Origin of the sequence: Porphyrobacter sp. AAP60 (assembly GCF_001296025.1) — a bacterium.
In the GTDB taxonomy this organism is placed as follows: Bacteria; Pseudomonadota; Alphaproteobacteria; order Sphingomonadales; family Sphingomonadaceae; genus Erythrobacter.
Genome location: NZ_LJHV01000002.1, coordinates 272,074 through 291,663, shown reverse-complemented (window position 1 = coordinate 291,663; position 19,590 = coordinate 272,074). Strand labels below are relative to the sequence as shown.

Genomic DNA, 19,590 nt, shown 5'->3' with positions numbered 1-19,590 from the left:
ACGCGCGAGGGTGGAGCCGCCGCGCTTACATCGTCAAGCGGGATGTGCAAGCGAAAGGGGGAAGACCGATCACCCGAAGACATCCTCGATCGTGGTGTCTTCGCAGCCCAGCCGTTCATAGGTCGCCACCGAAAGGCCGAGCAACAGCAGCGGCAGAAAGTGCCCCGATACAACGTTCATCAATTCCATCCCGGCCCGGCTGCCGAGCGCCCGATCAATGCCCGCTATTGGCGTCAGGATCGCGATCATGATCAGGAACAGCACCACCACAGCTGTCATAACCTTGCCAGTCTGGCCGCGCACCGCCGCCGCGCTGGCACTTGCGGCGGCGAAGGCACCCTCGCCACTTGCAACGATATATGCAGGCGCGGCGATCCAGCGGGCGACAAGAAACAGACCGGGCACGATCAGCATGGCAAGGCCAAGCATGATCGGCAGAATCAACAGCAGCGCAAGGCCAAAGAAGCTGAGGAAATGGATCCGCTGTGTCCGCAGCATCCCGCGCCTTTTCAGCAGGCGGCGGAAAAGCCAGTATTGCCCGGCGAAATAGAACAGGAGCTCAATAAACCCCGTCGATTTGTCTTCGAACAGCGGCATTCCCAGACCCAGCACTGTGGCGACCGCCAGATAGGCCAGCAATTCGCGCCAGATCAGGCGGAGATTGCCAAAGGTCTGCTCCATCAGCGCGCCGTGGGTGACTTCGCGCCGGATCGGGTAGCTGGCGTTCAAAAGGCGGCCTTTCGTTTGGCATTGAAACGGTTGGACAAATCCAGCCTAGTGATTGCATCCCCGTGCGCAACGGGTTTGCAGGATGTCTGGCGCAGCTGGCGATTAGGCGCAGCATAACGTGTGCGCCGCCCGTTCTGCCCCTTGTGGGGGAACATGCGACCGGCGGCGGCACTTGTGGGGGCATGACAATCAGGAGATTTCCCATGCGCTGCCCTACCCCGATCCGCCGCCTTTGCGGTGCTGCCGCTATCGGCATGGCCGCTATGGTCGCTCTGCCCGCCTCCGGCTTTGCCGAGGATGCCGCTGCTCAGGAGAGTGACAGCGCCACCAAGTCCGTGACGCTGATGACTGCCGATGGCGGAGAGGCCGGTACTGCAACCTTCAGGCAGGCGCACCACGGCGTGATCATCACGCTCGATCTTGCTAACCTGACGCCGGGCCCGCACGGATTGCACATCCACGAAACCGGCGCGTGCACGCCCGATTTCAAGGCCGCCGGCGGACACTATAATCCGCAAGGGTCAGAACACGGCTTCGGCACTGAAGGCGGTCACCACATCGGTGATCTGCCCAACATTGTCGTTGCAGATGATGGCACTGCACGCGGTGATGTGTTCGTGCCGGAAATGTCGCTGAACGAAACAGAGGACGACCGCAACCCTTACTCGCTGAGCGATGCCGATGGTTCTGCAATCATGGTTCACGCAGGTGTCGATGATTATCGCGACATGGCATCAAGCGGAGACAGGGCTGCGTGCGGTGTGATCGTGCCCGGCGGCGGCTAAGTTCACTATTGCGGCCCGCTGCGCCGCACCAGCCCGCCTTCGTGGCGCTCCAGATCGCCTGACAGCTCCAGTTCGAGCAGGGCCATGTGCACGGCGGCGGCGCTTGCTCCCGATTGCCGGATCAGCTCGTCCACTGCGACAGGCGCGTTGGAAAGCAGGGCGGCGATGGCTTCGGTGCCTGCGCCGTCCCATTCGGCTGTGGCGAGTTCGGCGTAGTCGAAATCTGCCGCGCTTTCGCTCACCCGGAAGCGCGACCGCGGCGCTCCGGTGAAGCTTTGCAGCAGTTCCACCACCTCCTCCGGCGTCTGCACCAGCACCGCACCCTCGCGGATCAACTGATTGCACCCCAGGGCGCGGGCATCGAGCGGGGAGCCGGGGATCGCCATGACCTCGCGCCCCGCCTCGCCCGCCAAACGCGCCGTGATGAGGCTGCCCGATTTCGGCGCGGCTTCGACCACCAACGTGCCAAGCGCCAGGCCTGCGATTATGCGATTGCGACTGGGAAAGTGCCGACCGCGCGGCTCGGTGCCGGGGGGTTGTTCTGCGATCAGCAACGCCTCTGACGCGATACGTTCCTGCAAGTCGACATGCTGCGGGGGGTAAGTGATGTCGATCCCGCTGGCTATCACGCCGATCGTGGGCCGAGACTCCAGGCTCAATGCGCCTTCGTGTGCCGCACCGTCGATCCCGCGGGCGAGGCCGGAGACGACGGTGAAGCCTGCCTCCGCCAACCCTGCGCCGAAATCACGCGCCAGTTTGACCGCCGCCGCGCTGGCGTTGCGCGCACCCACCAGCGCTACGCACGGCGCGCTGGCCAGTGCCAAACGTCCCCGGCAGGTGATAATCGGCGGGGCGGAATCGAGTTCGGCCAGCAGTGCGGGGTAATCGGGCTGATCGTGGAACAGGTACCGCGCCCCGGCCTTGCGCACAGCGGCGACCTCGCGCTCGATGCTGTCAGCAGGTGCCGGTCGATACGGCCCCCGCCCCCGGCTGACGAGATCAGGCAAGGCCTCCAGCGCCGCTGCCGCCGTGCCGAACCGGGCGAGCAGCTGGCGATAACTCACCGGCCCGATATTGGGCGAACGCAGCAAGCGAATGCGGGCGAAGGCTTCGTGTTGCGAGAGCATCGGCTGCGACCCCTGTTGCTCCATCAAATGATGCCCCGCATCACGGCTTGGCAGAGGAACCCACTTTGGGCTCCTCCCCGCGCATCAGCCGCCCGATATTAGCGCGGTGCTGCACCAGCACGATCGCCGCAATCGCCAGCAGCGGCACGATAGCTTGCGGATACCCCAGCGCCCACGCCACCAGCGGCGCGGCGACCACGGTCACCATCGAAGACACGCTCGAAATCCGGCTGAGATACAGCGCCGCCGCCCAGATCGCAGCGCAGGCCAGCATCGCCGGCCACGCCAGCGCCAGCAGCGCGCCGGCCGCGCTGGCAAAGCCCTTGCCTCCTTTGAACGCCAGCCACGGGGTGAAGCAATGCCCCGCCACCGCCGCGACTGCCGCTACGCCTTCAGCGAGCCCGTCAGCCTGGGGCCAGAAATGCCCCGCCGCCAGCACCGGCACCGCCGCCTTGGCCGCATCGAGCAGCACGGTGGCTGCCGCCAGCCCCTTGTTGCCGGTGCGCAGCACATTGGTCGCGCCGATGCTGCCGCTGCCAATGTTGCGGACATCACCCAAACCGGCGGCGCGGGTCAGGATCAGGCCGAAAGGAATCGATCCCAGCGCAAACCCCAAAAGCGCGGCAAAAAGCAGTTCCAAAACAACTCTCCGTTCGTGCTGAGCTTGTCGAAGCACTGTCCTTCTTCTAGCGCCCCGTAAACCAAAAGAAAGACAACCGTTGGGTTTCACCCACCTTCGGTTCCGACAAGGTCAGGGAGAACGGTAGTGAGGTTTTCGTGAATCCATCCTCTCCCATTTTGCTGTTCGATTCCGGCGTTGGCGGGCTGACCGTTTACGATGCCCTGCGCGAAGTGCTGCCCGATGCGCCGGTGATCTACGCCGCCGATCTGGCGGGCCTGCCCTATGGCACCAAGACCGAGGCGCAGATTGGCGCGCGGGTTGCCGGATTGCTGGGGCGCATGGCCGAACGGTTTCGCCCGCGCCTCGTCTGCATCGCCTGCAACACCGCCAGCACTATCGCATTGGGCATGGTGCGCGATGTGCTGGAAGTGCCGGTGGTGGGCACGGTGCCCGCGATCAAGCCTGCCGCCGCGCTCACCAAAACCGGCACCATCGGGCTTGTCGGCACAGAGGCAACCATCCGCCAGGCCTATGTCGATGATCTCGAAGCCAGGTTCGCCAATGGCACCCGCCTGCTGCGCGTGGCCGCTCCGGGCCTTGTCGCCGCGGCAGAGGCCAAGCTGCGCGGGCAGCCAGTCGATCCGGCGCTGATTGCGGATGTCCATGCAAGGCTCACCGCGATGGAGGGCGGCGCGGATATCGACACACTGGTGCTCGCCTGCACCCACTTCCCGCTATTGTCGGAAGAACTCAGTGCCGCTTTCGGCGCGCAGGTCACGCAGATTGATGGCGCCCGCGGCATTGCCCGCCGGATCGCACATCTTCTCGAAGGTCAGCGCTTTGCCGCAACTGGCCCCAGCCGTTTTGTCGTCACCGGGCCGTTGGCGGGCGCAGACGGTCTTGAACCGGCGCTGGCCGCGCGCGGTTTCGGCCCTGCCGAAGCGTTCTGAAAACGCACGATGCCTTGCGAAACAATCGCAAAGATCGCTGTGGCAAAAGCGCGCCCGCGGCTCTAAATATCCGCGAAACCAACCGCCATCTGATGCGTTAAGGCGGGACACAAAACACGGCAGGAACCGCAGCCGCCCCCGATGGCCGCGAGAGCAGCGAGACGCGCATAGTGAACTACGATCAGATTTTTGATTCCGCGATCGACCGGCTGCACGAGGAAGGCCGTTACCGCGTCTTCATCGATATCCTGCGCAACAAGGGCGCCTATCCCAACGCGCGCTGCTTTCACGGGCACAACGGGCCCAAGCCGATCACGGTGTGGTGTTCCAACGATTACCTTTGCATGGGCCAGCACGACAAGGTGATCGGCGCGATGGAAGCCGCGCTGCACGATGTCGGCGCAGGATCCGGCGGCACGCGCAATATCGGCGGCAACACCCACCTGCACGTGCAGTTGGAAAATGAACTGGCTGATCTGCACGGCAAGGAAACCGCGCTGCTGTTCACCAGCGGCTATGTTTCCAACGATGCGACGCTTTCCACTCTGGCCAAGCTGCTGCCGGGCTGCGTGATCTTTTCGGACGAATTGAACCACGCCAGCATGATCGCGGGCATCCGCAATTCGGGCTGCGAAAAGAAGGTGTTCCGGCACAATGATGTCGCGCATCTTGAAGAACTGCTGGCGAGCGTCGACATCGAAACGCCCAAGTTGATCGCCTTTGAAAGCGTCTATTCGATGGATGGCGACATCGCCCCGATCCACGCGATCTGCGACCTTGCGGAAAAATACAATGCGCTGACCTATATCGATGAAGTCCACGCCGTTGGCATGTACGGCGCGCGCGGCGGCGGCATTTCGGAACGCGATGGTGCAGCCCACCGGATCGACATTATCGAAGGCACGCTGGGCAAGGCGTTCGGCGTGATGGGCGGATATATCGCGGCCAGCACCAAGGTGGTGGACTGCATCCGCTCCTATGCGCCGGGCTTTATCTTCACCACATCGCTTTCGCCGGTACTTGTCGCAGGCGTGCTGGCTTCGGTGCGGCATCTGAAGGAAAGCAGTGTCGAGCGGAACGCGCAGATGCGCGCTGCTGCCATGCTCAAGCTGAAGTTTGCCGAAGCGGGCCTGCCGGTGATGGACAGCGTCACCCACATAGTGCCGCTGATGGTCGGCGATCCGATCCGCGCCAAGAAGATCAGCGATATCCTGCTGGCCGAATACGGCGTCTATGTGCAGCCGATCAACTTCCCCACCGTGCCGCGTGGGACGGAGCGCCTGCGCTTCACCCCCGGCCCGCACCACACCGATGCGATGATGGACGAACTGACCGAGGCGCTGGTGGAAATCTGGGACCGTCTCGAGATGCGGCTGGCGGAAGCCGCCTGAAGCCTCTCGCCTTGCCGTAGCGTCCTTTGTAGTCGCGGCATTTGTCGCTAGCACTCCTCCCCGAAACAGGATTCGGGAGAGAGAAAATGAGCGGCACGCCTGACCAGACTTATGCCGAGGTTGTCCTCGGCCGGCGCAGCATTCGCGGTTATCTCGACAAGCCGGTGCCGCGTGCGCTGATCGAAGAGGTGCTAACGATGGCCATGCGATCGCCCACCTCGATGAACACCCAGCCGTGGCATTTCCACGTCATCACGGGCGAACCGCTTGACCTGATCCGCAAGGGCAACACCGAAAACATCCTTGCAGGCGTGCCCGACAGCCGCGAATTCCGCCGGGGCGAAGCCTTTGCGGGCGTCCACCGTGATCGGCAGGTTGAAGTTGCCAAGCAGTTGTTCGGTGCCATGGGGATTGAGCGTGATGATAAACCCGCACGTCAGGACTGGGTGCTGCGCGGCTTCCGCCAGTTCGATGCGCCGGTCTGCGTGATCGTCACCTATGACCGCGAATTGTCCGGGTCTGACGACACCGCCTTTGATTGCGGCGCGGTGACGACAGCGCTGGTCAATGCGGCGTGGTCGCGGGGTCTGGGCTGCGTCATCAATTCGCAGGGGATCATGCAAAGCCCGGTGGTGCGCGAACACGCCGGGATTCCGGAAGATCAGGTGATCATGAAAGCTGTCGCGCTGGGCTGGCCCGATCCCGATTTCCCGGCAAACGCGGTGGTGTCTTTGCGCAAAAGCGTGGACGAGGCAGCGCGTTTCGTGGGGTTTGATTAAGAGCCTTCGTTCGGCACCAATCGCTCCGGCTTCGTGATGATCATCCGGTTAACCCGATGTGAAAACTTCTGCGCCAATGAGACGGGTGGGTTTTACGTCCCCCAACACTGCCGCGCATCAATGTGACGACAAATGGCAGGATGTCGGATCATCATCGGGCAGATTGGCATGAACAAACTCAAGGTTTCCAGCGATACCTCCGCATTTGAAGTGCCTGCTGTGCTGGATGAAACCGGCAAGCTGGCGAATGATTGCGTCCGGCAAGCCCTAGCGATGATGGACACGCACGGTCTGGTTATCCTGACCGGCCTGCTATCAGATGCGGAAGCCGATGCCGGTCTGGGTCTGATCCGGCAAACCGTTGACGATCCCGATCGCAACCGCTGCGCCTTCGCCAGCCAGACCGACAATCGCTATCAGCGCCGCGACTTTTGCTCGCTGCCTTCCAGCCCGCCGGTGACGCAGTTTGCCGCCACCTTGTGCCAGCGGCTGGAAGCGGTGATCTCGCCATATTGTGGCCGGCCGCACCCGCTGCTGGAGGTGACCACTCTGACCAGCTATCTGGGATCGTCGCACCAGTATATCCACCGCGATCCCAGCGGCGTAATCAGCATGTTCGCTGCCGTGGAAGATGTGTCGGAGCAGCAGGGCGGCACGGTGTTTGTGCCGGGCACCCAGCTGTTCGACGGTGCGAAACACAAACACGGCGCCGAAGCGACAGCGATGATGGAGCTGTTCCGGACAAGGTGCAATTACACCATCCTGTGGCATAATCTGAAGAAGCTGTGGGGCATGCGCAAAAGCGCCGAGGCTCCGCTGGCATCCGGTGAGTTCTTCGACCGGGTGTTTTCGACCAAGTGGGATGAACACCAGCCCAACCTGACGCGCTTTGCCTTGGGGAAGAATTCCCAGTTCAGTCTGCGGATGCTGGGTCCGGGGACGCTGTGGAAGCTTTATCGCCGCCGCAAGGCGCTGGATAAGATGTTTGCATTGATCCAGACCGCACCGGGCAAGGGCACGGTGATCCTCTATCAAAGCGACCTGCTGCATGCCGGGCCAGACAACCGGGCGCCGCAACCCAGGCGGTTTTTCAGCATGAGCCTCGCGCGCGGCTTCGTCGAACCCAAACTGTGGCATGACGGCTATTCGCCGCACCCGACTTTGAAGGCGCAACCGATGAGTTTCGGCGATCTTCTGGATTGCCCAACGCATTCTGCGCCATCAGGCGTGCCGGATGATCACGCGGAAGCGCTGGTAAGCTGATACCAGCAAGGTCGTAACACCGACGTAAACCGCCGCCCTGCCGCAATGGCAGGGCGGCAGGAATTAACGCAGGCTCACCACGTTATCGCTGGCTTCGCGCACGCGGGTGCCGTTGAACAGGCTCATCATCGGTTCGTCAGCCACGGTGACGACCTGCGCCGCGCCGTAACCGTTGAAACCGGTCTTCATCGCCGCGCCATAGGCACCGATCATCCCGATCTCGATGTAGTCGCCTGCCTGAATGTCGGCCGGAAGCGCGAACGGGCCCTTCATGTAATCGGCATCGTCGCAGGTCGGCCCGTAGAAAGCGAAATCGGCGTTGTCTTCGATCAGATCATCTTCCAGCGCACGCACCGGAAAACGCCATGCGACGTGCGCGGCATCATACAGCGCGCCGTAAGCGCCATCGTTGATGTAAAGCTCTTCACCGCGGCGCTTGTTCACCTGCACGATCATCGAGCTGTATTCCGCGCTCAATGCCCGGCCGGGCTCGCACCACAATTCGGCGTTGTAGGCGATCGGCAGCGCTTCGAAGTGCTTGGCAATGATCGCGAAGTAATCTTCCATCGGCGGCGGTTCGAGACCTGGGTAGGAACTGGGAAAGCCCCCGCCCACGTCGATCATGTCGATCACCACCGAAGCCTCGGCAATGGCGGCGCGGGTGCGGTCAAGCGCCTGCACGAACGCGAACGGGGTCATCGCCTGGCTGCCGACATGGAAGCACACGCCCAGCCAGTCACAATGCTGGCGGGCCTGCTGCAACAACTGCGGCGCTTCGATCAGGTCGCAGCCGAACTTCGAGGCCAGCGAAAGTTCGGAATACTCCGAAGACACGCGCAAGCGAACGCACAGGCGCAGATCGCGCGGTGCTTCACCAGTTCCGGGGTTGCGGCAGGCGTCGACAATCTTCTCCAGTTCCTCGACCGTATCGAGGCTGAAGGTGCGCACGCCATGTTCGAAATAGGCTTCGGTAATCGCCGCCGGGGTCTTCACCGGATGCATGAAGCACAGCACTGCGCCGGGAAGAATCCCGCGCACCAGCCGAACTTCGGCAATCGAAGCGACATCGTAATGGGTCACGCCGGAATCCCACAGCACCTGAATCAGGTCAGCCGCAGGGTTGGCCTTCACCGCATAGAGCACCTTGCCCGGAAACTTTTCGACAAAGTAACGGGCGGCGCGCCGCGCGGCGTGCGGGCGGTTGAGGATTACAGGTTCGTCCGGACGAAGGTCGCGAACTACAGCCAGTGCGTCAGGATAGATGTGCAACTCAAGGGACCCCCGAAACGGTTCGTTAAAACCATAAAACGACAAGCTGCCTTGCGGTTAGGAAGTCCCCTTGGGGCAGCGGGAACGGGGCAAATAGGGCTTGGGGGGCGAATTGCAAACGAAAAATGCGCACCCCCGGGGTGGAGTGTGTCTTTTCAAAGACACCTGCCCGATCACGACCGCATTATGACGGAAATCCGGTGGTTTTCCTGTAATTTTTACAAGATCAGAAGCTGATCCGGGGCACCTGATCGACAGTGCCCTGTTCGCTGTCGTCAAGCCGGTGGAAATCGGCCTCGGCAAACCCCAGCATCCCTGCAAACACCACCGCCGGAAAGGATTCGCGCGCACTGTTGAAGCGGGCAACCGCGGCGTTCAGAGCGCGGCGGGCGGCGGCGAGCTTGTCTTCGACATCGCCGAGTTCGGCCTGGAGCGACTGGAAATTGGCGCTCGCTTTTAGATCGGGATAGGCTTCCCCCAAGGCCAGCAGATTGTCGAGCGCCACGCGCAACTGCTTTTCGTCGCCCGATGATGGCGCACCCTTGGCTGCGGCATTGCGTGCCGCAATCACCGCTTCCAGCGTCTGCGATTCGTGTCCGGCGTAGCCCTTGACCGTCTCGACCAGATTGGGGATCAGATCGTGCCGCTGGCGCAGCTGCGCATCGATATCGGCCACGCCCTGCCGCACGCCCTGACGCAGGCCGACGAGATTATTATAGATGCCGATCACCAGCACCGCGAGCACCGCAAGGATGCCCAAGACCACCCAAAAGCCCATATCGAATATCCCCCTCTTTACCAGGTACCCACAATTGTGGTGCAACCTGATTAAAGAATCGCGCGGGAGAGGCAATGCGCACGAATATTGATACCCTGATGCAGGGGCCGCTTGGCGCGTGGCTTTCCGAGCAGACCGAAATGCGCGCAGCCGCCAAGGAAAAGGCGCGGTCGCGCTGGGTGTGGGGTGCAGCCATCCTGATGCCGCTGCTGGCCTTCCTGTGGTTCGGCCCCGACCTGGGCCCGAATTTCAAGATGTTCCTGGCCCTTGGCGGTGTGATGGCTGCCGGGATTTGGGGTTATCAGCCGATTGCCGATGCCAAGAAAGCGATCAAGATCGGCATCAATTCGGCCATCGCGACCAGTTTCGGGATCTCTTACGAACATGATGTCGAACCGGGCGACGAGTTTGAAACGGCACGGACTTACGGCCTCGTCCCCGGCTTTGACCGCTCCGGCTTTGAAGACCGCTGGCACGGCATGCTCGAAGGGCACGCTTTCGACCTTTACGAAGCCCATCTCGAAGAACGTCGCGGGTCGGGCAAGAACCAGCGCTGGGTCACGGTGTTTCGCGGCGTGATCATCCGCATGGGTTTTGGCCGGCCGTTCCATTCCACCACCCTGCTCCAGCGCGCAGGCGCCCACCGCAAATGGCTTGGGCTTGGCGGGATCAAGGACAGCGTCAGCTTTCGCGGCCACCGGCTCGACCGCGTCGATCAGGTGCACCCCGCCTTTGCCGAGGTGTTCGGCCTGTTCAGCGATGATCAGGTCGAAGCCCGCGTGCTGGTGCATCCCAGCTATGTCGAACACCTGCTGGCGCTGGAAAGCGCCTTTGGTGCGACGGAGCTGCGCGCGCTGTTTTCCCGCGGCGAAGTGATCATCGCCGCCGAAGGGCGCAACATGTTCGAAAGCGGGGCGATGGACGCCAGCACCGACCGCGCCCGCGCCGAGGAAGCAGCGCAGCAATTCGCCGCGATCGCAGGCCTTGCGCTGGCGATCAACCAGAACGAACGCGGGCGGGTGCGGCCATCCGATGATCAGATGCCGGGTGTGGCCTGACCGCTATTCCTCGCCCGCAGCGATCGGATACGTCTCTTCCACCAGAACCAGCAGCACGTTCACGTTTTCACGGATATTGGCCATCATCACCCCGTTGTCGAGCACCTGATACCGCGTGAAGCCCAGCGTCTTGCCCTCGAAATCGGCCCAGCTGTTGAGCGCCGCCTGTTCCAGATTGGCCTTCGCCAGCGTTGCGAAGGAGGCAGTTTCCGGCAGATCATAGCGCACCTGCATCATGATCCCCTGACAGCCGGGCACATCATTGACGTCGCACGCCGTGCCGATCAGGAAGTAACGGGTCGCGTCCTGGGTTTCGGCAACGATGTAAACAGCGCTCGCATCCCCCTGTTCGATCACCTGATGACCGAGCGATCCAGCCACAGCGACAAGATCGGCCTGCGTGACCGATTTCTTGAGCCTGTCAGGCGCGTAATCCTGCGCCGACAGCGGCGCCGCACTGGCAACAAGAATAGCCGCCGCAGCTGCAACACAATGCCTCATCATTTCCCCCCTGCCCCGTCGGAATGCCCGTTAACTCAGGCGGTCCCTGAAATCCTCGTATTCGAACCGCTTGATGCAGCCGAGCGCATCGCTTTCACTATCCCACAGCCAGATGCTGGGCAATTGGACACCGTTGAAGGTGTTGGTCTTGACCATCGAATAATGCGCCTGATCGAGAAATGCGAAGCGTGCACCCGGTTCGGCTGGTACGGGCAGACGGTAATCGCCGATCACATCGCCCGCGAGGCATGACGGGCCGCCCAGCCGGATCGGGATCATGTTCTCGTCAGCGATCTCGCCCAGCATTGCGGGGCGATAGGGCGCTTCAAGCACATCGGGCATGTGGCAGGTGGCGCTGATATCGGTGGTGCCGACCGGCACTTCGTTGAACATGGTATCCAGCAGCGTGCCGACCAGAATGCCTGCGTCCAGCGCCACGGCTTCGCCGGGTTCAAGAATGATCTGGCAGCCGGTGTCGCTGGCGGCATCCTTGAGGAATTCGACCAGTTCCTCGCGCTGGTAATCGGCACGGGTGATGTGGTGGCCGCCCCCCATGTTGATCCATTTGAGCTGGCCGAAGAACGGCTCGATCACATCGAACACCCGGTCCCAGGTGGCCTTCAGCGGTTCGAAATCCTGTTCGCACAGGTTGTGGAAATGGATGCCTTCCACGCCCTCCATATGCTCCTCGGTCAGCTGGTCGAGCGGAAAGCCGAGCCGCGATCCGGGGGCCGAAGGATCATATTTGGCGACCTCGCCGGTAGCGACTTGCGGGTTGATGCGCAGGCCGACGCTGACATTCGCGCCGCTCGCCGCTGCGTGATCAAGGATCAGTCGCGCGCGTTCATGCTGGAACGGCGAGTTGAAGATCACGTGATCGGAAAGGCGGCAGACCTCCTCCAGTTCCTCCGGCTTGAAGGCGGCGGAATAGGTCGCGATTTCGCCGTCATAAAACTCGCTGGCGAGGCGCGCTTCCCACAGGCCGGAAGTGGAAACGCCATCAAGATATTCGCCGATGATGGGCGCGGCGGAGAACATCGAGAACGCCTTTAACGCGGCGAACACCTTGATGTCCGCCCCGTCCGCCGTCGCTGCCTCGCGCACCTCTGCCAGCACCCGGCAATTGGCGCGCAGCTTGGCCGCGTCAACGACGAAAGCGGGGCTATCGACACGTGACAGATCGAAATGGGCAAAGGCGCCCGGATCACCGGCTTTGGTTTGCATCAGAAGCTGACCGGCCCGTCCATTTCCTCGACCGTCCACGGCAACCCGTGCTGGTTGAGCATGTCCATGAACGGATCGGGATCGAGCTGTTCGATGTTGAACACGCCCTCACCCTGCCATTTGCCCTGCACCATCATCGCCGCGCCGATCATGGCGGGCACGCCAGTGGTGTAGCTGACCGCCTGATTGCCGGTTTCCTCGTAGGCTGCCTCGTGGCTGCAGATGTTCTTGATGTAGAACGTCTTCTCGCCGCTGCCGTCGAGCGCCTCGCCTGTGGCGATAACGCCGATATTGGTGTTGCCCTTGGTGGTTTCGCCCAGAGTTTCAGGCTTGGGCAGCACGGCGGCGAGGAATTGCAGCGGGATGATGTCCTTGCCCTGATATTTCACCGGCTCGATGCTGGTCATGCCGACGTTCTGCAACACGGTCAGGTGGGTGATGTACTGATCGCCAAAGGTCATCCAGAACCGCGCACGCTCCAGTTCGGGGACGAACCTGGCGAGGCTTTCCAGTTCCTCGTGATACATCAGATACATGTTCTTCTGGCCAACGGCTTCAAAGTCGAAAGCGACTTTGTTTGCCATCGCGGGCGTTTCCACCCACTCGCCGTTTTCCCAGTGACGCGCAGGCGCGGTCACTTCGCGGATGTTGATTTCCGGGTTGAAATTGGTGGCAAAATGCTGGCCGTGATCACCGCCGTTGCAATCGAGAATGTCGAGCTGGCGGATGGTCTTGAGCTTGTGCTTCTTCAGCCACATGGTGAACACGCTGGTCACGCCCGGATCGAAGCCCGACCCCAGCAGCGCCATCAGGCCGGCTTCGGCGTAGCGATCCTGATAGGCCCACTGCCAGTGATATTCGAACTTGGCTTCGTCCTTGGGCTCGTAATTCGCGGTGTCGAGGTAATCCACGCCCGCTTCAAGGCAGGCGTCCATGATCGGCAGATCCTGATAGGGGAGCGCGAGGTTGACCACGAGCCCCGCGCCCGTCTTGCGGATCAGGTTGACCATGGCCGGGACTTCTTCGGCGTCGATTTCATAAGTCGCAATGTCGCGTCCCGAACGTTCCTTCACGCTGGCGGCAATCGCATCGCATTTCGATTTGGTGCGGCTGGCCAGATGGATTTCAGGGAAGATATCCGGATTGAACGCCATTTTGTGGACGCAAACCGAACTGACCCCGCCCGCTCCGATGACGAGAACCGTGCTGGACTTTGCTGCCGACATGATAGGAACCTTTCGTAATGCGAATCTTGCGTGCGCCTTAGTGCAACGCGGCCCGAGGGACAAATGATCCAGAACGATGTCAGAATGCCGACCAATGAAGGCGTGCAAGCGGCAGCCGCAGCCGTGGCCGCGATCCTTCCTTCTACCCCGCTGCTGCCGGTGGACATCGGCGGGGTGCAGGCATGGGTCAAGGCCGAGGTGCTGCAACCCGTTGGCGCCTTCAAGATCAGGGGCGCGTGGTGGCGGCTGGTCAGCATGACGCCGGATGAACGCGCAGGCGGTGTGGTTGCGGTGTCATCGGGCAACCATGCGCAGGGCGTGGCATGGGCGGCGCGGAGGCTTGGCATTCGGGCGACCATCGTGATGCCGCATGATGCGCCAGCGGTGAAGCTGGCCAATACCAAGGCGATGGGGGCTGAAGTGGTGCTCTACCAACGGCCACAAGAGGATCGCGACGCGGTTGCGGCCACGCTGATCGAACAGCGCGGCGGCACTTTGGTGCATGCCTTTGGTGATCCGTGGGTGATCGAAGGCCAAGGCAGCGCTGCCATCGAAGCGACCGCGCAATTGGGGCGGGAGCCAAGCCGCATCATCGCCTGCTGCGGCGGCGGCGGGTTGGCCGCGGGGCTGGCGCTGGGCGCGCCCGGCAGCAAAATCTATCCGGTCGAACCGGTCGGCTGGGACATGGTGGGGCAGGCGATGGCGGCGGGGGCGCTTGTCCACGCAGCGCCGGATGCACCCAAGACCATCTGTGATGCGCTGCAACCCAACGTCACCAAATCGCTCAATCTCGCGCTGTTGCAAACCCGCGCAGAACCGGGGGTGGCGGTAACCGACGATGAAGTGCGCGCTGCCCAGCGCTTCGCCTTCGCCAACCTGCGGCTGGTGGTTGAACCGGGCGGAGCGGCGGCGCTGGCGGCAGTGCTGGCGGGCAAGGTGCCGGTGGACGAAAACACCGTGATCATGCTCACCGGCGGCAATGCCGATCCGGCGGCTTATGCGGCAACGATTGCAAGCGACGCCTAGCCTGTGGAAAGTGTCATACAGCCGACACGCTGGCGCCATATTGCGGCCGCCTGACGTAACGTAAGGACACCCCCTTGGCATGGCGACGCAGGCAAAACGGATCATCGAGGATGCGGTGATCCGCAAGGACGCAGGGCTTGGTGACAAGCTGCTCGACCGGGCGTTTGCCCTCGCGTTCAAGGGACTGGTTTATGCCCAGATCTGGGAAGACCCGGTGGTGGATATGGAAGGGCTCGCCATCCAGCCTGACAGCCGCGTCATGTGCATCGCCAGCGGCAGCTGCAACGCCTTGTCCTATCTTACCGCCAACCCTGCGCAGGTGACCGCGGTGGACCTGAATCACGCCCACGTGGCGCTCGGCCAGCTCAAGATTGCCGCGATCAAGCACCTGCCCAATTACGAACGCTTCCACCGCTTTTTCGCGCACGCCGATCACAAGGAAAACAGCGCGGTCTACAAGACCATGATCGCCCCGCATCTCGACCCGGTGAGCCGCGCCTATTGGGAAAAGCGCGACATGCGCGGACGCAGGCGAATCAGTTATTTCACCAAGGGCATTTACCGGCAGGGCTTGCTGGGCAATTTCATCGGTCTCGCCCATGTTTTTGCCAAGCTGTACAAGATCGATCTGGGCAAGGTGCTCACTGCATCGACGCTGGAAGAACAGCGCGAGGTGTTCGAGCGGGAACTTGCGCCGGTATTTGAAAAGAAGTTCATCCGCTGGCTGACCGACCAGCCGGCCTCGCTGTTCGGCCTCGGCATTCCGCCTGCGCAATTCGAACATCTGGCGGGCGATGAACGCATGGCCGAAGTGCTGCGGCGGAGGCTGGAAAAACTCGCCTGCGATTTCGCGGTGAAGGATAACTACTTCGCTTGGCAGGCCTTCGGACGCGGCTATGACCGCTCCGAGGGTGCGCCGCTGCCGCCCTATCTGCAACGCGCCAACTGGGAGGCGATGAAGGAACGGATCGACCGGCTTGATGTGACCCGTGCCAATATGGTCGAATGGATCGGCGGGCGCGACGGGGCGAGCATGGACCGCTTCGTGCTGCTCGACGCGCAGGACTGGATGAACAACGCACAGCTTGATGACCTGTGGGGCAAGATCACCCGCGCCAGCCGCCCCGGCGCGCGCGTGTTGTTCCGCACCGCAGCCGAACCCAGCCTGCTGACCGGTCGGCTGGATGAAAGCATCCTTGGCAAGTGGCGCTATCTTGAAGAACAATCCGCCGATCTTACCCGCCGCGATCGTTCATCGATCTATGGCGGCGTCCACGTTTACGAGCTGGTGTGATGGCAAGCCTTGGTACCCCCTCCCACGCGGCGCTGATGGACGAGGTTTATCGCGGCCAGCGGCATATTTATGATCTGACGCGCAAATATTACCTGTTCGGGCGCGATACGCTGATCGCCGGACTGGCGGCGCGGCAAGACATGCGGGTGCTCGAAGTCGCCTGCGGCACCGGGCGCAACCTTGCAAAGATCGGCAGGGCATGGCCGGGGGTGCGGCTTTACGGCCTCGATATCTCAGCCGAAATGCTCAAAAGCGCACGCGCCGCGCTGGGTAAGGACGCACGGCTGGGTGCAGGCGATGCCTGCACCTTCGATCCGCAAGCCCTGCTGAGCGAACCAGAGTTTGACCGGATAGTGCTGTCCTATTCTCTGTCGATGATACCCGACTGGGAGGCAGCGCTGGATCATGCGGCAAGCCTGCTGGCGGACGGGGGGGCGCTGCACATCGTGGATTTCGGCGACCTCGCGGGCATACCCCGCCCTTTCGCAGCTGGCTTGCGCGCATGGTTGGCAAAGTTCCATGTGGAGCCGCGCACGGCCATGGCACAGACCGCAGCCCGCGTCGCCGCCGCGCGCGGGCTGTTGCTGGAGAGCAAGCGAGGGCCGCTCGGCTACTACCAGTTGCACGTGCTGCGCGCCTGATCGGTTGCATTTGACAATCCTTTGCGTCTCTCGCAGTCTGTCCGGCGAGTGAGAGGCTCACCAAGGGGATCAATCGATGCAAGCGCAAATACTCGCGCCCGCCGCCGTGCTGGTGGTGTGGACGCTGATCGTGTTGTTGTGGATCATTCCGGCGCGGTTCGGGGCGATTGCCAAGCTGGCGGATAAATCCGCTCTGGCCGCCAAGCAGGGCGTGCGCGGCAATGATCTGGAAGGGGTGATCCCCGACAAGGCCAATTGGCCTGCGCACAACCACACGCACCTGCACGAACAGCCGACACTGTTTTACGCCGCGGTGCTGATCCTTGCGATCATGGGGCCGGACGCGATCGATGTCTTGCTGGCGTGGGCCTATGTCGGCCTGCGGATCGTGCATTCACTGTGGCAGAACCTCGTCAACAAGGTGCCGGTGCGGTTTGCGCTGTTCTTGCTCAGCACCATCGCGCTGATCGTTCTCGCAGTGCGCGCGGTGGCGGCGACGCTGCTGGCTGACCCCTCGGCTCTTCCCGCATAAGGATAAGATTATGATCGGAATGGATATCTTGCAGCCCGTCGTCGCACTTCTGGCGTGGACGATGGTGATGTGGGTGTGGATGTATGCCACCCGCATTCCTGCCATGAACAAGGCCGGGATCGACGCGAAAAATCTCGTCGGCAGTGACGGGGCAAGCCTGCGGGCCAAGCTGCCCGATAACGTCAGCTGGAAAGCCGATAACTACAACCACCTGCACGAAGCGCCGACCCTGTTTTATGCAGTCGCGATTGTGCTGGCGATCATCGGTCAGGGTGACGGGTTCAATACGATGCTCGCCTGGGCCTATGTGGCCTTGCGCGTGGCGCATTCTATCGTGCAGGCGACGGTCAACCGCGTGATGGTGCGGTTCGCGCTGTTCGCTCTGTCATCATTGGCGCTGATGGCGCTGATCCTGCACGCGGCGATTGCGGTGTTCTGAAGCCGGCAGGCGGCGGATTACTCTGCCGCCTGAACTTCGGGTTCGGCCGCAGCGTGCTGGCGCGCCGCCAGATAACGCTCACCGTCAAGCGCGGCCATGCAGCCCATGCCCGCCGCCGTCACCGCCTGGCGGTAGACGTGATCGGTCACATCGCCCGCAGCGAACACGCCGGGGACCACCGTTTTGGGAGTGCCCGGTTCGGTCAGCAGGTAACCGCTCTCGTCCATCGGCAGCTTGCCCTTGAACAACTCTGTCGCCGGCGCATGGCCGATGGCAACGAAAGCGCCGTCCACTTCCAGCGTTGATGCCTCGCCCGTCACGGTGTCGGTCAGCGCGAGGTGGTGGAGCATCCCGTTTGCGCCCGCTTCGAAGCTATCGACGGCTTTATTCCACAGCACGGTGATCTTCGGGTTGGCGAACAGCCGTTCCTGCAGGATCTTTTCTGCCCGCAGGCTGTCACGGCGATGGATCAGAGTGACGTTGTCGGAATGGTTGGTGAGGTAGAGCGCCTCTTCCACAGCAGTGTTCCCGCCGCCGATCACCGCGACTTTCTTGCCGCGATAGAAGAATCCATCGCAGGTGGCGCAGGCCGAAACGCCCTTGCCGCCTAATTCCATCTCGCCCGGAGCGCCGAGCCATTTGGCCTGCGCGCCGGTGCAGATCACCAGGCTTTCGCCGATATATTCATCGCCGCTGTCGCCGATGGCGCGGAACGGAGCGCCACCTTCCAGATCGACCGAAACGATGGTGTCCCACATCATCCGCGTGCCGACATGTTCGGCCTGTGCCTTCATTTCCTCCATCAGCCACGGGCCCTGCACCACATCCCGGAAACCGGGATAGTTTTCGACGTCGGTGGTGATGGTCAGCTGCCCGCCGGGCTGAAGTCCTTGCACGACAATGGGTTCCAGCATCGCACGGGCGGCATAGATCGCGGCCGAATAGCCTGCCGGGCCAGAACCGATGATGAGCATCTTGGTATGATGGGTAGCCATGCGTGGGTGCCTCTGCTGGATTTCAGGGACGCGATATGGGGATTTCGGCAGCGATTGTCACGCCACCAGCTTGGCACGCAGGCGGTCTTTTCTTGCCTCGTCCACACCTAATATTGTCGCCAGATAGGTGTCCAGCGAGCCGTGATCGCGCGTTACTTCTGCAATGTAAGTATCGATATATTCAGGCAAAACGCCCATCAGGTTGTGCAGCGCTTCGGGTTCGATCGCGCCGTAGTGCGCCTCCATCCGGGGGAGAGACTGGCGTTCAAGGATTTCGCGCGTCGGCGCCTCATTGGTCAGCAGGAATTCTGCAATAATATCATCGTGATGGACGCCAAGAACGTGAAGCAATAGCGCCACCGCAATGCCGGTGCGATCCTTCCCGGCGAAGCAATGCACCAGCGATCCGCCGTCATTTTCGTCCAATACATTGAAATAGCGCGTGAACATCGCGATCATCGCAGGGTTCACCGGCATCCGGGTATAGACCGCCAGCATCCGTTCGCGTGCCTTTTGCGGGGTCATCACCACCTGCCCGCCGCCACCTTCATGCGGCGGAGAGTTGCTGGTTTCCCCTTCATAAGCAACAACCTGCGCCGCAAAGTTTGCATGGCGTCTGCATGGAAACCCTTCCCGCTCGCTCACCCCGCGCAGGTCGATCACAGTGCGGATGTCGAGCGCGTCGATCAGCGCCAGATCATCATCCGATGCTTCCATATGCTGGCCCGACCGCAGCAGCAGGCCGGTGCGCACCCGCCCGCCGCCAGCAACAGCATAGCCACCATAATCCCTAAGATTATGAATGCCTTGCGTCAGATAGAACGGGCCGCTGCGGGGTGTGTTGGGCATTGTGCCAGGGGTTTTGCGAATCATCGCGGGCGACACTGGCAGGGGCGCAAGACGGGGGCAAGGCGGGGTCAAGCGGCGGTCTAGGGGAATCTGCGAGGGGTCAGGCCAAGGC

General features: G+C 62.2%; 21 protein-coding genes. 11 read left to right on the top strand and 10 right to left on the bottom strand.

Annotated features, from left to right (window positions below; translation table 11 throughout):
- Positions 1 to 69 precede the first annotated feature (69 nt).
- Entirely contained in the window at positions 70 to 729 is a 660-nt protein-coding gene (locus IP79_RS01905) for a hypothetical protein (RefSeq protein WP_054117550.1), read from the bottom strand.
- Positions 730 to 932: 203 nt separating this feature from the next.
- Between IP79_RS01905 and IP79_RS01900 the strand changes: the two genes are divergently transcribed.
- Positions 933 to 1,514 (top strand): superoxide dismutase family protein, encoded by a 582-nt coding sequence (locus IP79_RS01900; RefSeq protein WP_197273709.1) that lies wholly within the window; start codon positions 933 to 935, stop codon positions 1,512 to 1,514.
- 5 nt (positions 1,515 to 1,519) lie between these two features.
- On the opposite strand, the gene dprA is transcribed toward IP79_RS01900, so the two are convergent.
- The gene (gene dprA / locus IP79_RS01895; protein WP_233994048.1) at positions 1,520 to 2,641 is read right to left on the bottom strand and encodes a DNA-processing protein DprA; all 1,122 of its coding nucleotides are present in this window, start codon (positions 2,639 to 2,641) and stop codon (positions 1,520 to 1,522) included.
- A gap of 40 nt (positions 2,642 to 2,681) precedes the next feature.
- Positions 2,682 to 3,281: a glycerol-3-phosphate 1-O-acyltransferase PlsY gene (gene plsY / locus IP79_RS01890; protein ID WP_054117547.1), complete on the bottom strand. Its 600-nt coding sequence runs from the start codon at positions 3,279 to 3,281 to the stop codon at positions 2,682 to 2,684.
- A 137-nt stretch (positions 3,282 to 3,418) separates the two neighbouring features.
- Here plsY and murI point away from each other — a divergent pair, with 137 nt between their 5' ends.
- From murI to IP79_RS01870, 4 genes are all read left to right on the top strand, one after another.
- Positions 3,419 to 4,213 carry a glutamate racemase gene (gene murI / locus IP79_RS01885; protein ID WP_054117546.1) on the top strand — a complete coding sequence of 265 codons (795 nt, stop codon included), beginning with the start codon at positions 3,419 to 3,421 and terminating at the stop codon, positions 4,211 to 4,213.
- A gap of 170 nt (positions 4,214 to 4,383) precedes the next feature.
- Positions 4,384 to 5,604, top strand: coding sequence for a 5-aminolevulinate synthase (gene hemA, locus IP79_RS01880; RefSeq protein ID WP_054117545.1), 1,221 nt, complete (start codon positions 4,384 to 4,386; stop codon positions 5,602 to 5,604).
- A gap of 86 nt (positions 5,605 to 5,690) precedes the next feature.
- On the top strand, positions 5,691 to 6,383 hold the full coding sequence (locus tag IP79_RS01875; protein WP_054117544.1) for a nitroreductase: 693 nt from the start codon (positions 5,691 to 5,693) through the stop codon (positions 6,381 to 6,383).
- A gap of 168 nt (positions 6,384 to 6,551) precedes the next feature.
- Positions 6,552 to 7,646, top strand: coding sequence for a hypothetical protein (locus IP79_RS01870; RefSeq protein WP_156318018.1), 1,095 nt, complete (start codon positions 6,552 to 6,554; stop codon positions 7,644 to 7,646).
- A 63-nt stretch (positions 7,647 to 7,709) separates the two neighbouring features.
- On the opposite strand, the gene IP79_RS01865 is transcribed toward IP79_RS01870, so the two are convergent.
- A complete protein-coding gene (locus tag IP79_RS01865) occupies positions 7,710 to 8,915 on the bottom strand; it encodes a type III PLP-dependent enzyme (protein WP_054117542.1) in 1,206 nt (401 codons plus the stop codon).
- Between the two features lie 226 nt (positions 8,916 to 9,141).
- Positions 9,142 to 9,693, bottom strand: a complete 552-nt coding sequence (locus tag IP79_RS01860; protein WP_054117541.1) for a LemA family protein — start codon at positions 9,691 to 9,693, stop codon at positions 9,142 to 9,144.
- A 74-nt stretch (positions 9,694 to 9,767) separates the two neighbouring features.
- On the opposite strand from IP79_RS01860, the gene IP79_RS01855 reads away from it, so the two are divergent.
- Positions 9,768 to 10,751: a DUF3137 domain-containing protein gene (locus tag IP79_RS01855; protein ID WP_054117540.1), complete on the top strand. Its 984-nt coding sequence runs from the start codon at positions 9,768 to 9,770 to the stop codon at positions 10,749 to 10,751.
- Positions 10,752 to 10,754: 3 nt separating this feature from the next.
- On the opposite strand, the gene IP79_RS01850 is transcribed toward IP79_RS01855, so the two are convergent.
- Genes IP79_RS01850 through IP79_RS01840 form a run of 3 tightly spaced genes read right to left on the bottom strand, consistent with a single transcriptional unit; the run spans position 10,755 to position 13,702 of the window.
- The gene (locus IP79_RS01850) at positions 10,755 to 11,255 is read right to left on the bottom strand and encodes a hypothetical protein (RefSeq protein ID WP_054117539.1); all 501 of its coding nucleotides are present in this window, start codon (positions 11,253 to 11,255) and stop codon (positions 10,755 to 10,757) included.
- Positions 11,256 to 11,282: 27 nt separating this feature from the next.
- Positions 11,283 to 12,476 (bottom strand): carboxynorspermidine decarboxylase, encoded by a 1,194-nt coding sequence (locus IP79_RS01845; protein ID WP_054117538.1) that lies wholly within the window; start codon positions 12,474 to 12,476, stop codon positions 11,283 to 11,285.
- A complete protein-coding gene (locus tag IP79_RS01840) occupies positions 12,476 to 13,702 on the bottom strand; it encodes a saccharopine dehydrogenase family protein (protein ID WP_054117537.1) in 1,227 nt (408 codons plus the stop codon). The genes IP79_RS01845 and IP79_RS01840 overlap by 1 nt, the downstream gene beginning before the upstream one ends.
- A gap of 63 nt (positions 13,703 to 13,765) precedes the next feature.
- Between IP79_RS01840 and IP79_RS01835 the strand changes: the two genes are divergently transcribed.
- The 5 genes from IP79_RS01835 (at position 13,766) to IP79_RS01815 (ending at position 17,634) form a co-directional block, all read left to right on the top strand.
- On the top strand, positions 13,766 to 14,728 hold the full coding sequence (locus tag IP79_RS01835) for a threonine ammonia-lyase (protein WP_054117536.1): 963 nt from the start codon (positions 13,766 to 13,768) through the stop codon (positions 14,726 to 14,728).
- A 79-nt stretch (positions 14,729 to 14,807) separates the two neighbouring features.
- The gene (locus tag IP79_RS01830) at positions 14,808 to 16,022 is read left to right on the top strand and encodes a DUF3419 family protein (RefSeq protein ID WP_054117535.1); all 1,215 of its coding nucleotides are present in this window, start codon (positions 14,808 to 14,810) and stop codon (positions 16,020 to 16,022) included.
- Complete coding sequence (locus IP79_RS01825; protein ID WP_054117534.1) at positions 16,022 to 16,663, top strand: class I SAM-dependent methyltransferase; 642 nt, start codon at positions 16,022 to 16,024, stop codon at positions 16,661 to 16,663. Before IP79_RS01830 ends, IP79_RS01825 begins: the two co-directional genes overlap by 1 nt.
- Before the next feature lie 76 nt (positions 16,664 to 16,739).
- The gene (locus IP79_RS01820) at positions 16,740 to 17,195 is read left to right on the top strand and encodes an MAPEG family protein (protein WP_054117533.1); all 456 of its coding nucleotides are present in this window, start codon (positions 16,740 to 16,742) and stop codon (positions 17,193 to 17,195) included.
- A 10-nt stretch (positions 17,196 to 17,205) separates the two neighbouring features.
- Complete coding sequence (locus IP79_RS01815; protein WP_054117532.1) at positions 17,206 to 17,634, top strand: MAPEG family protein; 429 nt, start codon at positions 17,206 to 17,208, stop codon at positions 17,632 to 17,634.
- A gap of 17 nt (positions 17,635 to 17,651) precedes the next feature.
- On the opposite strand, the gene trxB is transcribed toward IP79_RS01815, so the two are convergent.
- Together trxB and IP79_RS01805 are read right to left on the bottom strand one after the other, a co-directional pair.
- Positions 17,652 to 18,629, bottom strand: coding sequence for a thioredoxin-disulfide reductase (gene trxB, locus IP79_RS01810; protein ID WP_054117531.1), 978 nt, complete (start codon positions 18,627 to 18,629; stop codon positions 17,652 to 17,654).
- Positions 18,630 to 18,686: 57 nt separating this feature from the next.
- Positions 18,687 to 19,478 carry a tyrosine-protein phosphatase gene (locus IP79_RS01805; protein WP_197273708.1) on the bottom strand — a complete coding sequence of 264 codons (792 nt, stop codon included), beginning with the start codon at positions 19,476 to 19,478 and terminating at the stop codon, positions 18,687 to 18,689.
- Positions 19,479 to 19,590 lie beyond the last annotated feature (112 nt).